This is a genomic window from Sulfitobacter dubius (assembly GCF_027214245.1).
Lineage (GTDB): Bacteria > Pseudomonadota > Alphaproteobacteria > Rhodobacterales > Rhodobacteraceae > Sulfitobacter > Sulfitobacter dubius_A.
In genome coordinates this window covers 365,947-379,382 of the sequence record NZ_JAPWHM010000005.1, presented here as the reverse complement: position 1 = coordinate 379,382, position 13,436 = coordinate 365,947, and the positions used below count along the sequence as shown (strand labels likewise).

Below are 13,436 nucleotides of genomic sequence, written 5' to 3'. Positions count from 1 at the left end.
GGATCACGCCGGCTTGGGTTCCAGCGTGCCCACGGTCACGTCGAGGGTCTGCTCAGACCCTTTGCGCAGCACGACAACCTCTGCCGCCGTCTCAGGCGTGGTGGTTGCCACCGCGCGGGTCAGGTCGCGCAGATCGTCCACCTCTGTGTCGCCGAAGGACAGGATGATATCACCCTTCTTAAGGCCCGCTTTGGCGGCGGGGCTGTCCTCGGAAACCGCTTCGATCACCGCGCCGCGCGGCTCGTCGTAGCCCAGCACATTGGCGACCTCGGGCGTCATCTGCCGGATCTGCACGCCCAGCCAACCCCGCTCGACCAAGCCGTCATCGGCGAGATCAGCCACGATAGTTTGCACGAGGTCCGAAGGCACCGAGAAGCCGATCCCGACAGAGCCGCCGCCCGGCGACAGGATCGCGGTGTTCACGCCCACGACTTCGCCATCGTTGTTAAACAGCGGCCCACCAGAGTTGCCACGGTTGATCGCCGCATCGGTCTGGATGAAGTCATCGAACGGCCCGGCCTGGATGTCACGCGACAGAGCCGAAACAATGCCTGAGGTCACGGTGCCGCCAAGGCCAAAGGGGTTGCCCACGGCGACGACTTCATCGCCGACGCGCAGGGTTTTGGACGTGCCAAAGTCCACCTTAGGGAGGTCCACATCCGCTTTGACTTTGAGCAGCGCGATGTCGGTCATCGCATCACTGCCGACCACTTCGGCGTCAAAGCTACGACCATCGGCAAGTTTCACAGTTACCGTTTCAGCGCCTGCCACGACATGATGGTTGGTCACGATCTGGCCATCTTCGGAGATGATGAAACCGGACCCCAAACCTTGGCGCGGGGTGGCCTCGGCGCCGGGTTGGTCGGGCAGCATATGTTCAAACCGGCGGCGCAGTTCTTCGGGCATGCCGGGGGGAAGCTGCTGCTGGATCTGCGCGCTTTGCTGTTTCGCGGTCACTTCGATGAAGACCACGGCGGGAGAGACGGCCTCGACAAGATCAGCATAGCCACCAGCCGGGACGGCCAGCGCGGTTGCGGGGGCAAGTGCCAGCATTGGGGTCGCGGCGACGGCGGCGCTCAGCGCAAGGGCGGCGGCGCGGGGGGCCTTGGAAAGGGTCTGGTTCATGAGATGCTCCTTGCTGTGCATTCAGTGTTTCTGGACCCCTATCTGGGGGCCGCGTTTTACAGCGTCGTCGCAGGCGCTATACAAATCTGTGAGAATGCAGGCGGCGGGATGCGCGGGCGGCAGAATTGTCTTACCTCTTGGCTGAACCTAGATGAGACCCCGATGAAACTGCTTGTTGTCGAAGACGATACCACCACCAGCACCTATATCGCGCGCGGCCTGCGCGAAGAGGGGCATGCGGTGGATGTGGTGGCCGATGGCCGCGACGGGTTGGTGCAGGCCACCACCGGGCAGTATGACGTGCTGATCCTTGATCGGATGCTGCCTGAGTTGGACGGGCTGACCCTTCTGAAAACCCTGCGCGGGGCAGGCAATGCCACGCCGGTGTTGCTGCTCACGGCGATGGGGGCGGTGGAGGATCGGATTGATGGGCTGAACGCCGGGGCGGATGATTATCTGGTCAAGCCCTTTGCCTTTGGCGAACTGTCGGCGCGGGTGAATGCGCTGGCGCGTCGCCCGCAGGCGCTGGAGCAGGAAACGACCCTCCGCGCTGGCGACCTGACGATGGACCTGATCAGCCGCCGGGTCACGCGCGCGGGCCAAGAGATTGACCTGCTACCGCGTGAATTTGCTTTGCTAGAGCATCTGCTCCGCCGGAAAGGCCGGGTGCAAACGCGAACCATGCTGCTTGAGGCGGTCTGGGACATCTCCTTTGACCCGATGACCAATGTGGTTGAGACCCACATCAGCCGCCTGCGGGCCAAGGTCGACCGACCCTTTGACAGCGAGTTAATCCAGACCGTGCGCGGCGCGGGCTATAGGATCGACACATGAAGGCGCGGCTGGCTGGGTTGTGGCGTTCCATGCCGCTGCGGTTGGCGCTTTTGCTGGTGCTGCTTTTTACCATCGTCAGCCTGCTTAGCCTTGCGGCCAGCTATGCCGTCACCCAGCGATCGTTTGAACAGGCGATCCGGGCCGATCTCGCGCAAGACATGGCGGGCTTTCGCGCCGCCCCCGGTGCCGCCGCCCTTGCGCGGCTGGTCGAGGCGGAATCGCGCGAGACAGACCCCAACAGGCTGATCCTAAGCTACATCGGCCCTAATGGTCGTATCTATGGCAACGGGGCCATCGCGCGGGATAACGAAGGTTATCACATCGTCTCAATCGGCGCGGCGCGGGCGCAGTATGACGGGGTTTATCTCACGCTCACCGATACGCTTTATGGCGGGCTTTTGACCATCGCGCGCAGCCGGGCCGAGATCACCGCCCTGCGCGAGGTTTTCGTGAATATCTTGCTGGTGAGCCTGTTGCCCACGGTGTTGATCGCGCTTTCGGGCGGGTTGATCCTTGCCCGACGTTCCAAACGGCATGTCGAGGTGATCCGCGCCACGCTGGACCGGCTGACCGCAGGCGATCTGGCGGCAAGGGTATCGCCCGGGCCGCGCTGGTCGGATGACCTGCTGCGCATTGGTGAGGCGGTCAACCAAATGGCCCGGGCGCAGGAAACGTCGGTGGCAGCGCTGCGGCAGGTGTCGCTGGATATCGCCCATGACCTAAAAACCCCGATCCAACGTGTCTCGGTGCATCTGGACGATCTCGACAGGGCCGAGGCCACGGGCGAAAACAGAACCGAACCGCTGGCCCGTGCACGTGCCGAATTGGACGGCATCGCCGCGATCTTTCAATCTCTGCTACAACTCGCGCAGGTGGAGCAGGGCGATGCCCGCGCCCATTTCACCCCCGTCGATCTGACCGCGCTGTGCCGAACCATGGTCGAGCTTTATGAGCCCGCGGCGGGCGAACAGGGCAAGCGCCTGATCTGCACCCTGCCAAAGACGCCTGCCCATGTCACAGGCGACCGTGCATTGCTGGGTCAGATGATCGCCAATCTGATCGAGAATGCCCTGCGCCATTCTGGCGACGCCGAGGCGGTGGACATTTCGCTGGAACAGGCGGCGGGTCAGGTCACACTCAGTGTCGCAGATGGCGGCCCCGGCATTCCGGCGCAGGACCGCGACAAAGTGTTGCAGCGGCTCTACCGGCTTGATCGCAGCCGGGGCACGCCGGGCCATGGGCTGGGGCTGGCGCTGGTCGATGGGGTCGTGAAACTGCACCGGGCAAGGCTGGAACTCATCGACAACGCGCCGGGGCTGCGTGTGGTGGTGACATTCGACAGTTAGGACAAATGCAAACGGCTGCGGCAATTTAGCCTGTGCCTCTCGCTCCCCCCGGTCCTATATAGGTCAGGAAACAACACGCGAGGGCTTCACATGCTCGACGGTTACACCGCCGAAATCCTAGCGCGGGTGCAGTTTGCATTCACGGTTTCGTTCCATATCATCTTCCCGGCTTTCTCGATCGGGTTGGCGAGTTTTCTGGCCGTGCTGAACGCGCTTTGGCTTTGGAAACGCGAAGAAACCTATCTGAAGCTCTTTAACTATTGGAAGAAAATCTTTGCCGTGGCCTTTGGCATGGGGGTCGTCTCGGGCATCGTCATGTCCTACCAGATCGGCACAAACTGGTCGGTGTTTTCCGACAAGGCAGGGCCGGTTGTCGGGCCGCTGATGGCCTATGAAGTCCTCTCGGCCTTCTTCCTCGAAGCCGGGTTCCTTGGCATCATGCTCTTTGGCCGCAAACGGGTCGGCGACGGGCTGCATATGTTTGCCACAGCGCTGGTGGCGCTTGGTACACTGGCCTCGGCCACATGGATCCTTTCGGTGAACTCTTGGATGCAGACGCCTGCGGGCTTTGGCATCAATGACGTGGGTCAGTTCGTGCCCGAGGATTGGTGGGCGATCGTCTTTAACCCCTCCTTCCCCTACCGTTTGGTGCATATGGTGCTGGCGGCCTATCTGACCACGGCGCTGGTCGTGGGCGCGGTCGGCGGTTTGCACTTGCTGCGCGATCACGCCGACCGGGCCGCGCGGCGGATGTTCTCGATGGCGATGTGGATGCTTTTGCTGGTCACGCCGCTACAGATTTTTGCGGGCGACATGCACGGCCTCAACACGCTGGAGCATCAGCCCGCCAAGGTCATGGCGATGGAGGGGCATTACGACAGCCATCCAGATGGCGCGCCGTTGATCCTTTTCGGCATCCCGAACCCTGAGGAAAAGCGCATTGATTACGCGGTCGAGATCCCCAAGCTGTCTTCCCTGATCCTCAAGCATGATCTGAACGCGCCGCTGCCGGGGCTTGATACGATCCCGGATGAGGATGAGCCACCGGTGGCGATTGTTTTCTGGTCTTTCCGCATCATGATCGCACTTGGTTTTGCGATGCTGGGGCTGGGGCTTTGGGCCGCGCTCGCACGGCTGCGGGGGCGGCTCTACGACGCGCCGCTGTTGCACCGTCTGGCGCTGTTGATGGGGCCCACGGGCTTTGTCGCGGTGCTGGCGGGCTGGATCACGACCGAAGTCGGGCGGCAGCCCTTCACGGTTTACGGGCTGCTGCGAACCTCTGAAAGCCTTGCACCGATTGAGGCACCTGCCGTGGCGACCTCGCTGATCGCTTTCATCGTGGTGTACTTTTTCGTCTTCGGCGCGGGCACGTGGTATATCGTGGCGATGATGCGCAAACCGGTTGTGGATCATGTGCTGGAAGACGAGCGCGACGCCGCGCAGGATGACGCCGCGCAGGACGCCGCTGCGCAGGATGAGGGGCCGATCCTTGCTGTCGGCGAAGAGGCGGCGGTCAGAGACAAAGCGGTCAAAAACAAGCGCGGGGATAGCTGAGATGTTTGGACTTGAACTTTCGTTCATCTGGGCCGGGATCATCGCCGGTGCCGTGCTGATCTATGTCGTCCTCGACGGGTTTGATCTGGGGGTTGGGCTGCTCTTTCCGATGTCCAAGGACGAGGGCGAGCGCAACGTGATGATGAACTCGGTCGCTCCCATCTGGGACGGCAACGAGACATGGCTGGTGCTGGGCGGCGGTGGGCTTTTTGCGGTCTTTCCACTGGCCTATGCGGTTGTCATGCCCGCGCTTTACATGCCGATCATCCTGATGCTGCTGGGGCTGATCTTTCGCGGCGTGGCGTTTGAGTACCGTTGGCGTACCAAACGTTGGAAGCCCCTGTGGGACATGGCGTTTTTCGGCGGCTCGCTGGTGGCCTCCTTCTGTCAGGGCATCGCCCTTGGCGCGCTGGTGCAGGGAATTGAAATCGAAGGCCGCGCCTATGCGGGCGGCTGGTGGGATTGGCTCACGCCTTTCTCGATCCTGACCGGGGTGGCGGTGACCGTGGGCTATGCTTTGCTGGGGGCCACATGGCTCAACATGAAGCTGGAGGGCCGCATTCAGGCCCACATGCGCCGCCTTGCTTGGCCGCTGGCGGTGGCGACTTTGGTCTTCATGGGAATGGTCAGCCTTTGGACGCCTTTCACCGATGCGGTCTATTTCGAGCGGTGGTTCGCGTGGCCCACGGCGCTGTTCAGCGGCTTGGTGCCGCTTTTGGTGGCGCTTGCGGCCTTTGGGATGCTGCGCGGCTTGCAACGCAAGGCGGACATTCAGCCCTTCCTCTGTGCGCAGGCGCTGTTCGTGTTGGGTTTCATCGGCATCGGGATCAGCTTTTACCCGCATATGGTGCCGCCAAGCCTGACCATCGCCGATGCCGCCGCCCCCGATGAAAGCCTGATGTTCGCGCTGGTCGGTACGCTGGTGCTGCTGCCGCTGATCCTCAGCTACACGGCCTATGCCTATTGGGTGTTCCGCGGCAAAATCGACCCCGAGGAGGGCTATCATTGATGGGAAAATGGCTAAAACGCAGCGGCTGGTTCGTGGCGCTTTGGCTGGCCAGCGTCGCCTTGCTGGCGGTGGTGGCCTATGGCATCCGGCTTGTGATCATGCCCGGCTGACGCAGCGGCGCGCGCCTCGGGCCTTGCCAAGTGCGGCGGCTTCTGGCCTCTTCACGCCCAAAGCAGAACGAAAGGACAGCCCGATGCGCGCCATGCAAGTCACCGCCTACGACGAACCGCTCACCCTGCAAGAGCTTGAGATGCCGATGCCGGGGCAGGGCGAGGTGCTGATCCAAGTCGATACCTGCGGGCTGAACTTTGGCGATTTGCTGATCATCAAGGGCACCTATCAGGAAAAACCGCCGCTGCCCTTCACGCTGGGGATGGAGATGGCGGGTACGATTACCGCTTTGGGCGCGGGGGTCGACCACCTGAAAGTCGGCCAGCGGGTGGCTGCCTATACCGGCTTTGATGGGCTGGCCGAATATGCCGCCATTCCGGCGGCGGTCTGCGTGCCGATCCCCGAAGAGATGACCGCCGTGGATGCGGCAGCCTTTCTGATTGCCTATGGCACCAGTCATGTGGCGCTGGACTATAAGGCGCGGCTGCAACCGGGCGAACGGTTGTTGGTGCTGGGCGCGTCGGGCGGCATCGGGCTGACGGCGGTGGAACTGGGCAAGATGATGGGCGCTGAGGTGATCGCCGTGGCGCGCGGCGCGGACAAACTCGCAGTCTGCAAAGAGGCGGGTGCCGACCATTTGATCAATTCCGAGACCGATGACATCCGCGCCATCGTCAAGGAATTGGGCGGGGCCGATGTGGTCTATGACCCGGTGGGCGGCGACCAGTTCAAAGCCGCCATGCGCGCCTGCAACCCCGAAGCGCGGCTGATCCCCTTGGGCTTTGCCAGCGGCGAGGTGCCGCAGATCCCGGCGAATATCCTGCTGGTCAAGAACCTGAGCGTGCTGGGGTTCTATTGGGGCGGTTACGCCAAGATCAAACCTTCGGTGCTGACCGATAGTTTCGCCGAGCTGATCAAATGGTATGTCGCGGGCAAGCTGAAACCCCATGTCAGCAACGTCATGCCGCTGGAGCAGGCGAATGAGGCGCTGGCCCTGCTGCGCGACCGCAAGGCGACGGGCAAGGTGGTGGTGGAGGTGGCGCGCTAGGCGCGCCGCCCGCCCTGCAAACGTGTCACGCGCAGCGCCTTTTGGCGCTCGCGTAGATAAACGAACAGGCCCGAGGCGAGGATCAGCGCGATCCCGACCCAGACTTCCCAAACTGGCAGGTCGCCGAAGATCACGAAACCCCAGAAGACCGCCAGTGGCAGGCCGATATATTCAAAAGGGGCCACGGTGGCGGCATCTCCCAGCCGGTAGGCTTGGCTCAGGCAATAGCCGATCAGCGCGATGTTGAGGCCAATGCCGAGGAAGGTGAGGTAATCCTCCTCAGCAGGCCAAACCCATGCGCGCAGCAGGAACTGGAGCGAGGCATTGCTGCCCTCATCCACGAAACGCCCATCGCCCGCGATCAGGAAGAACCCCAGCGACACGGCAACGAAGGCGGCCTGAATATAGACCATCAAGGCCGATGCTTTGGAGTTCACGCCCAGCTTACGGGTCATCAATTGGTTCAGCGCATAGGTCAGCGCCGCCAGTACCGGCAGCAGCAAGACCCAGCGGGAGACTTCGAGCGTCGCCGTAGAAGCCCAAGGGCGCATCATGATGACCACACCAATGAACCCGACGATCACCGCGCCAAGGCGCAGCGGGCCGACCTTTTCGCCCAACAGAGGGATCGACAGCAGCGTGATGAACAGGGGTGCGGCAAAGAACAGCGCCGTCGCCTCGGCCAGCGGCAGGACCGACAGTGCCAGAAAGAACGACATGTTCGAGATCACGATGAGCAGCCCACGCAGCAGATGCAGCCCCGGCTGGCGCGTCTTGAGCAGATGAAACCCGCCCTCAAGTTTGACCAGAACCAATCCCAGCAGAATCCCGATGGCCGAGCGCGTAAAAACGATCTGATGCAGCGGATAGCCGCCCGACAAACGTTTAATGAGCATGTCATTGACCGAAATCGCGGTCACGCCGAGAAGGATCAGCCCGATCGCCAGTCCGGCGCGGTTATGGGGTATAGTTGTCATGGCAAAGACCTACCAGCCCGGTGCGTAAGGTCCAGCGCTTTGACATTGGTTTGCGCAGAATTACCCGCTAGACTGGTGGGATACGCCAAAGGGAGAGCCAGCCATGCAGATGTCCGACACCCGCCAGATCGCCGCCACCCCGGCCGAGGTCTATGCCGCATTGCTCGACCCGGAGATGCTGCAAACCTGCGTGCCCGGCGCGCAGGATGTAACCGGCTCGGTTGAAGAGGGGTATGACGCCACCGTCGTGCAAAAGGTCGGCCCGGTGAAGGCGACCTTTAAGGGGCACGTGACGCTCTCCAATCTGGTGCCGAACGAAGCGCTGACCATCACGGGCGAGGGCAAGGGCGGTGCAGCCGGTTTCGCCAAAGGCGGTGCGGAAGTGCGGCTGGCCGAAAAGGACGGCGGCACTGAGCTCAGTTACGATGTCGAGGCCAAAGTCGGTGGCAAGCTGGCGCAGCTTGGCAGTCGGATCATCGACGGTTTCGCAAAAAAGATGGCGGATCAGTTCTTTGATAACCTGCAATCTTCGCTCGAAGGTCCGACAGAGGAGGCGATCGAGGCTGACACGCCAGCCGAGGACGCCCCCGCCAAAAAGGGCTGGTTCGGCCGCGCCAAGACCTGAAGGCATCTGTTCACTCAGGCCAAAGCCAGTTAGGTTGCCCGCCTTACCAAAGCGGAGACGACCATGCCGACAATCGTGGATATTCAGAACCTGCGTAAATCCTACGCGGGCGGTTTCGAGGCGCTTAAAGGGGTCAACCTACAGATCGAACAGGGCGAAATCCTTGCTCTCCTAGGCTCCAACGGGGCGGGTAAGACGACGCTGATCTCGACCATCTGCGGCATCACCACCGCGACCAGCGGCACGGTGACTGTGGGTGGGCACGACATTAAGGATGATTTTCGCGCGGCCCGTTCGATGATTGGACTGGTTCCGCAGGAGATCAACCTGGAGCCCTTTGAACGGGTGCTCAACACCGTGCGCTTCTCGCGTGGGCTGTTTGGCCGGCCGGCGGATGAGGCGGTGCTGGAGAAAATCCTGCGCCAACTCTCGCTCTGGGACAAGAAAGACAGCCAGATCCGTGAGCTTTCGGGCGGGATGAAGCGCCGCGTGCTGATCGCCAAAGCACTGTCGCATGACCCGAAGGTGCTGTTCCTTGATGAGCCCACCGCGGGCGTCGACGTGGAACTGCGCAAGGACATGTGGGAGATCGTCGCGGGGCTCAAAGCCTCGGGCGTGACGATCATCCTGACCACCCATTACATCGAAGAGGCCGAGGCCATCGCGGACCGGATCGGCGTCATCGCCAAGGGCGAATTGCTGCTGGTCGAAGAGAAAGACGCGCTGATGGCGCGGATGGGCAAAAAACAACTCGAAGTGCAGCTTACCGAGCCGATCACCGACGTGCCGCTGGCACTGCAATCGCCGGATGTTGAATTGTCCGCCGACGGGCGGTCCCTGATCTATACTTATGACACCAACGCCGAGCGGACCGGCATCACCAAGCTGCTCTCGAAAGTCGCCGAAAGCGGTCTGGTGTTGCAGGACGTGGCGACACGGCAAAGCAGTTTGGAAGATATCTTTGTTGACCTGCTCAAGGAGGATGCGGCATGAACTGGACCGCGATCAAAGCCATCTACGCCTTTGAAATGGCGCGTTTCTTTCGCACCATCACGCAAAGCATCATCTCGCCGGTGCTGTCGACCTCGCTCTACTTCGTCGTCTTCGGCGCAGCCATCGGCAGCCGGATCGAAGAGGTCGAGGGCGTGAGCTATGGCGCCTTTATCGTGCCGGGGCTGATCATGCTGAGCGTCATCACGCAGTCGATCTCAAACGCCTCTTTCGGCATCTATTTCCCGAAATTTATCGGCACGGTCTATGAATTGCTTTCGGCCCCGATCAACTTTTTCGAGATCGTCATCGGTTATGTCGGTGCGGCGGCCACCAAGGCGCTGTTCATTGGCACGATCATCCTAATCACGGCGTTTTTCTTTGTCGACATTACGATCCAGCATCCCATCGCCATGGTCGCTTTCCTGATCCTGACCTGCATCAGTTTCGCGCTGATGGGCTTCATCATCGGAATCTGGGCGGGGAATTTTGAGCAGTTGCAACTGGTGCCGCTCTTGATCGTCACGCCGTTGGTCTTCCTCGGCGGGTCCTTCTACTCGATCTCGATGCTGCCGCCGGTCTGGCAGGTGATCTCGCATTTCAATCCGGTGGTCTATCTGATCTCAGGTTTCCGTTGGGCATTTTTCGGCTCTGCCGATGTGCCGATCCTGACCAGCCTTGCGGCAATCGCGCTGTTCACGGCGCTTTGCCTTGGCGTGATCTGGTGGATTTTCCGCACCGGCTGGCGTCTGCGGGCCTGAGGGCCGCGAAACTTCTGCGCCCGCCTTGTTTGCACGGGGTGGGCGTTCTACATGAGAAGAATGAGAATTCGGCTGCCCTTCCTAAAATCCCCGCCCAGCGTTTCCGTGATCCGGCTTTCCGGCATGATCGGGTCGCAGGGCCGCGCGGTGTTGAACGATGCCACCATGGCTCCGGTCATCGAAAAGGCTTTTGCCAAGGGCAAGCCTGCCGCTGTCGCGTTGGAGATTAACTCTCCCGGTGGCAGTCCGGTGCAATCATCGCTGATCGGCGCGCGCATTCGGCGGTTGGCGGAGGAAAAGAACATCCCCGTCATCGCATTCGTTGAAGATGTGGCGGCCTCGGGCGGCTATTGGCTGGCGGCTGCGGCGGATGAGATTTACGCGGACCCAAGCTCGGTCGTGGGCTCTATCGGGGTGATCTCGGCCTCTTTCGGGGTGCATGAGTTCATTCGCGAGCATGGGGTTGAGCGGCGGGTCTATACGGCAGGGCAGAGCAAATCGATGCTTGATCCGTTTCGCCCTGAAAATCCAGAGGATGTCGCCCGGCTGAAAGTGTTGTTGGAAGACATCCACGCGAATTTCATCGACCACGTGAAGACCCGCCGTGCGGGCAAGCTGCCCGAGGGGCAAGACCTCTTCACCGGAGAAATCTGGCTGGCGAAACGCGCCACCGAACTGGGCTTGATCGACGGTATCGGCCATCTGAAACCGCTGCTGAAAGAGCGCTTTGGCGAGAAGGTCAAACTGCGCCGCTATGGTGTGAAACGCGGGCTGTTGTCGCGCTTTGGCGTCCAGATGGTGCAGGACGCGGTGCAGGGCATAGAGGAACGCGCGGCCTATGCGCGGTTTGGTCTCTAGCCCATGGTTTTTAAGATCGTTCTGCTGTTTCTGGTGGCCATGGGCCTGCTCGCTTGGTTTGGAAAAATGCATTGGCTGGGGGGCAAGCGCCTGTCCCGGACCAAATGCCGTGACTGCGGACGTTACCGCATTGGCAAGGGCGAATGCGCCTGTAAGGGAGGGCGTTGATGCTGATGCCGTGGCTACTTTCGGGGCTTGGCCTCGTGATCCTGCTGTTTGCGGGGGATGCGTTGGTGAAAGGGGCGGTAAACCTGTCGCTGCGCCTTGGCGTGCCCGCTCTGATCGTCAGTCTGACGATCGTGGCCTTTGGCACCTCGGCGCCGGAACTCCTGATTTCGGTCAAGGCGATCTTGGACGGGGTGCCGGGGCTGGCGCTTGGCAATGTGGTCGGGTCGAACACGGCTAACATCCTGATGGTGCTGGGCATTCCCGCGCTGTTGGCGACGATGCATACCTCCGAATGCAGCACGCGCAAGACCTATAATCAGATGATCGCTGCCTCGCTGCTCTTCATCGCATTGGCCTTCCGCGGTGTGTTCGACTGGATCTCGGGGCTGATCCTGCTCTCCGGTCTGGCCTATATGCTCTACGACGCTTTTGGCGATGCCAAAGATCACCGCCGCGCCTGCCGGAGCGGGGAGGTTGAGGAAGAGGAAGAGCCCGAAGGCGCCGACCCCGACATGGCGGGCTGGCAGATTGCGCTGTTCCTGATCCTCGGGCTGATCGGTCTGCCCTTGGGTGCGAGCCTTTTGGTGGATAATGCGACGCTCATCGCCCAGACCTACGGTGTCAGCGACACGGTGATCGGCCTGACGCTGGTGGCCGTCGGCACGTCGCTTCCGGAGCTGGCAACTACGGTGATGGCCGCACTGCGCCGTCAGGCGGATGTGGCGCTTGGGAACGTCATTGGTTCGAATATGTTCAACCTGCTGGCTATTATCGGCATCGCAAGCCTTGTCGGCCCGATCTCGGTCGACGAAGCCTTCTTGCGGATCGACCTGTGGGTGATGCTGGGCGCGTCATTGCTGCTGATCCCCTTCGTCTATCTGGGGCGCGATATCACGCGGCTTTGGGGTGTGGCGCTGAGCGCGCTTTACGGGCTTTATTTGTTTATCATCCTGATCTGAGGAGGACGGCAGATGCGGCGGGCATTGGTGACCGGAGCCGGGCAACGTCTGGGCCGCGCCATGGCGCTCTATCTCGGGCAGCGGGGCTTTGACGTGGCGGTGCATTACGCCACCTCGCGTGCCGGGGCCGAGGCAACCGCCGCCGAGATCGCTGCGATGGGCCGCCGCGCCGTGGCCCTGCAAGCCGACCTTTTGGACGACGCCGCAGCGGAGGCGCTCTTGCCCCGCGCGGCAGAGGCGCTTGGCGGGTCGATCACCTGCCTTGTGAACAACGCCTCGATATTCGAGCAGGACGATATCGCGAGCGCCAGCCGTGAAAGCTGGGACCGGCATATGGGCAGCAACCTGCGGGCGCCCTTCGTGTTGACGCAGGCGATGGCGGGGCAGGGGCTGATGCCCAAGGTCGACGCCGGGGGCGAGCCGCGTGCGCGCGGTTTGATCATCAATATGCTGGATCAGCGGGTACGCAACCTGACGCCGGAATTCACCACCTATACGATCGCCAAGATGGGCCTTTGGGCGATGACGCGCACCACCGCGCAGGCGCTGGCCCCGGCGATCCGGGTCAATGGCATCGGTCCCGGCCCCACGTTGCAAGGCCCGCATCAAGACGCCGAAGACTTTGCCGCGCAGCGCCGCGGCACGGTTTTGGGCCGGGGGGCAAATCCAGAGGATATCACGGCGGCACTGGGCTATTTCATCGATTCGCCGGGCGTCACAGGGCAGCTTATCTGCACCGATGGAGGCGAACATCTGCAGTGGGATACAAGCCCTAAAAGCCCCCGAAACTGATGGCCATGCGGGAAGTTTTGCACCTCGTTAACCTATGTAACCAAAGTGTTACCGAAACCCTTTTGTTTTCAGGGGCTTGTTTCATGGTATACAAAAGAGTGAGCGAAATCAGCATATTACGGGCGCGCCTAAAAAATAGGCAAATCAGCGAACCATATTAAAAACAAAGAGAAATCCAAGATGCCCAGAAGTTATCGTCAGAGTTATCCACATGTTCGGTGGACATGTTAAAGCTTGCCCCCATTGCCGTCCTATTGCAGCGAAGCACGAGAATCAGCG

General features: G+C 61.5%; 14 protein-coding genes. 12 read left to right on the top strand and 2 right to left on the bottom strand.

The annotated features are described in order from the left end of the window. Window positions 1-3: 3 nt before the first annotated feature. Entirely contained in the window at window positions 4-1,125 is a 1,122-nt protein-coding gene (locus O4H31_RS14805) for a Do family serine endopeptidase (RefSeq protein ID WP_269346975.1), read from the bottom strand. Between the two features lie 162 nt (window positions 1,126-1,287). Between O4H31_RS14805 and O4H31_RS14800 the strand changes: the two genes are divergently transcribed. From O4H31_RS14800 to O4H31_RS14775, 6 genes are all read left to right on the top strand, one after another. Then, the gene (locus O4H31_RS14800) at window positions 1,288-1,959 is read left to right on the top strand and encodes a response regulator transcription factor (protein ID WP_269346974.1); all 672 of its coding nucleotides are present in this window, start codon (window positions 1,288-1,290) and stop codon (window positions 1,957-1,959) included. Further along, entirely contained in the window at window positions 1,956-3,305 is a 1,350-nt protein-coding gene (locus O4H31_RS14795; RefSeq protein ID WP_259984269.1) for a HAMP domain-containing sensor histidine kinase, read from the top strand. The genes O4H31_RS14800 and O4H31_RS14795 overlap by 4 nt, the downstream gene beginning before the upstream one ends. Window positions 3,306-3,395: 90 nt before the next feature. Next, window positions 3,396-4,859 carry a cytochrome ubiquinol oxidase subunit I gene (locus O4H31_RS14790; RefSeq protein WP_269346973.1) on the top strand — a complete coding sequence of 488 codons (1,464 nt, stop codon included), beginning with the start codon at window positions 3,396-3,398 and terminating at the stop codon, window positions 4,857-4,859. A 1-nt stretch (window position 4,860) separates the two neighbouring features. Further along, window positions 4,861-5,868, top strand: a complete 1,008-nt coding sequence (cydB, locus tag O4H31_RS14785) for a cytochrome d ubiquinol oxidase subunit II (RefSeq protein ID WP_269346971.1) — start codon at window positions 4,861-4,863, stop codon at window positions 5,866-5,868. After that, window positions 5,868-5,978 (top strand): DUF2474 family protein, encoded by a 111-nt coding sequence (locus O4H31_RS14780; protein WP_082849496.1) that lies wholly within the window; start codon window positions 5,868-5,870, stop codon window positions 5,976-5,978. Before cydB ends, O4H31_RS14780 begins: the two co-directional genes overlap by 1 nt. Window positions 5,979-6,061: 83 nt before the next feature. After that, window positions 6,062-7,027, top strand: coding sequence for an NADPH:quinone oxidoreductase family protein (locus tag O4H31_RS14775; protein WP_269346968.1), 966 nt, complete (start codon window positions 6,062-6,064; stop codon window positions 7,025-7,027). Here the strand turns inward: O4H31_RS14775 and O4H31_RS14770 are convergent. Further along, entirely contained in the window at window positions 7,024-8,004 is a 981-nt protein-coding gene (locus O4H31_RS14770; RefSeq protein WP_269346966.1) for a DMT family transporter, read from the bottom strand. The two genes, O4H31_RS14775 and O4H31_RS14770, sit on opposite strands and share 4 nt — an antisense overlap. A gap of 103 nt (window positions 8,005-8,107) precedes the next feature. Between O4H31_RS14770 and O4H31_RS14765 the strand changes: the two genes are divergently transcribed. The 6 genes from O4H31_RS14765 to O4H31_RS14740 all read left to right on the top strand — a co-directional run bounded on the left by O4H31_RS14765 (window position 8,108) and on the right by O4H31_RS14740 (window position 13,157). After that, window positions 8,108-8,629 carry a CoxG family protein gene (locus tag O4H31_RS14765; RefSeq protein WP_269346964.1) on the top strand — a complete coding sequence of 174 codons (522 nt, stop codon included), beginning with the start codon at window positions 8,108-8,110 and terminating at the stop codon, window positions 8,627-8,629. A 63-nt stretch (window positions 8,630-8,692) separates the two neighbouring features. After that, window positions 8,693-9,622, top strand: coding sequence for an ABC transporter ATP-binding protein (locus O4H31_RS14760; protein WP_269346963.1), 930 nt, complete (start codon window positions 8,693-8,695; stop codon window positions 9,620-9,622). Beyond that, a complete protein-coding gene (locus O4H31_RS14755) occupies window positions 9,619-10,380 on the top strand; it encodes an ABC transporter permease (protein WP_067629772.1) in 762 nt (253 codons plus the stop codon). The genes O4H31_RS14760 and O4H31_RS14755 overlap by 4 nt, the downstream gene beginning before the upstream one ends. Before the next feature lie 60 nt (window positions 10,381-10,440). Beyond that, window positions 10,441-11,238 carry a S49 family peptidase gene (locus tag O4H31_RS14750; protein WP_269346962.1) on the top strand — a complete coding sequence of 266 codons (798 nt, stop codon included), beginning with the start codon at window positions 10,441-10,443 and terminating at the stop codon, window positions 11,236-11,238. A 167-nt stretch (window positions 11,239-11,405) separates the two neighbouring features. Next, window positions 11,406-12,365, top strand: a complete 960-nt coding sequence (locus O4H31_RS14745) for a calcium/sodium antiporter (protein WP_269346961.1) — start codon at window positions 11,406-11,408, stop codon at window positions 12,363-12,365. Window positions 12,366-12,377: 12 nt separating this feature from the next. Then, complete coding sequence (locus tag O4H31_RS14740) at window positions 12,378-13,157, top strand: SDR family oxidoreductase (protein ID WP_269346959.1); 780 nt, start codon at window positions 12,378-12,380, stop codon at window positions 13,155-13,157. Window positions 13,158-13,436 lie beyond the last annotated feature (279 nt).

Coding starts and splice junctions, on each gene's coding strand:
- O4H31_RS14805 (WP_269346975.1), bottom strand. CDS start 1,125: ATGAACCAGACCCTTTCCAAGGCCCCCCGCGCCGCCGCCCTTGCGCTG.
- O4H31_RS14800 (WP_269346974.1), top strand. CDS start 1,288: ATGAAACTGCTTGTTGTCGAAGACGATACCACCACCAGCACCTATATC.
- O4H31_RS14795 (WP_259984269.1), top strand. CDS start 1,956: ATGAAGGCGCGGCTGGCTGGGTTGTGGCGTTCCATGCCGCTGCGGTTG.
- O4H31_RS14790 (WP_269346973.1), top strand. CDS start 3,396: ATGCTCGACGGTTACACCGCCGAAATCCTAGCGCGGGTGCAGTTTGCA.
- cydB (WP_269346971.1), top strand. CDS start 4,861: ATGTTTGGACTTGAACTTTCGTTCATCTGGGCCGGGATCATCGCCGGT.
- O4H31_RS14780 (WP_082849496.1), top strand. CDS start 5,868: ATGGGAAAATGGCTAAAACGCAGCGGCTGGTTCGTGGCGCTTTGGCTG.
- O4H31_RS14775 (WP_269346968.1), top strand. CDS start 6,062: ATGCGCGCCATGCAAGTCACCGCCTACGACGAACCGCTCACCCTGCAA.
- O4H31_RS14770 (WP_269346966.1), bottom strand. CDS start 8,004: ATGACAACTATACCCCATAACCGCGCCGGACTGGCGATCGGGCTGATC.
- O4H31_RS14765 (WP_269346964.1), top strand. CDS start 8,108: ATGCAGATGTCCGACACCCGCCAGATCGCCGCCACCCCGGCCGAGGTC.
- O4H31_RS14760 (WP_269346963.1), top strand. CDS start 8,693: ATGCCGACAATCGTGGATATTCAGAACCTGCGTAAATCCTACGCGGGC.
- O4H31_RS14755 (WP_067629772.1), top strand. CDS start 9,619: ATGAACTGGACCGCGATCAAAGCCATCTACGCCTTTGAAATGGCGCGT.
- O4H31_RS14750 (WP_269346962.1), top strand. CDS start 10,441: ATGAGAATTCGGCTGCCCTTCCTAAAATCCCCGCCCAGCGTTTCCGTG.
- O4H31_RS14745 (WP_269346961.1), top strand. CDS start 11,406: ATGCTGATGCCGTGGCTACTTTCGGGGCTTGGCCTCGTGATCCTGCTG.
- O4H31_RS14740 (WP_269346959.1), top strand. CDS start 12,378: ATGCGGCGGGCATTGGTGACCGGAGCCGGGCAACGTCTGGGCCGCGCC.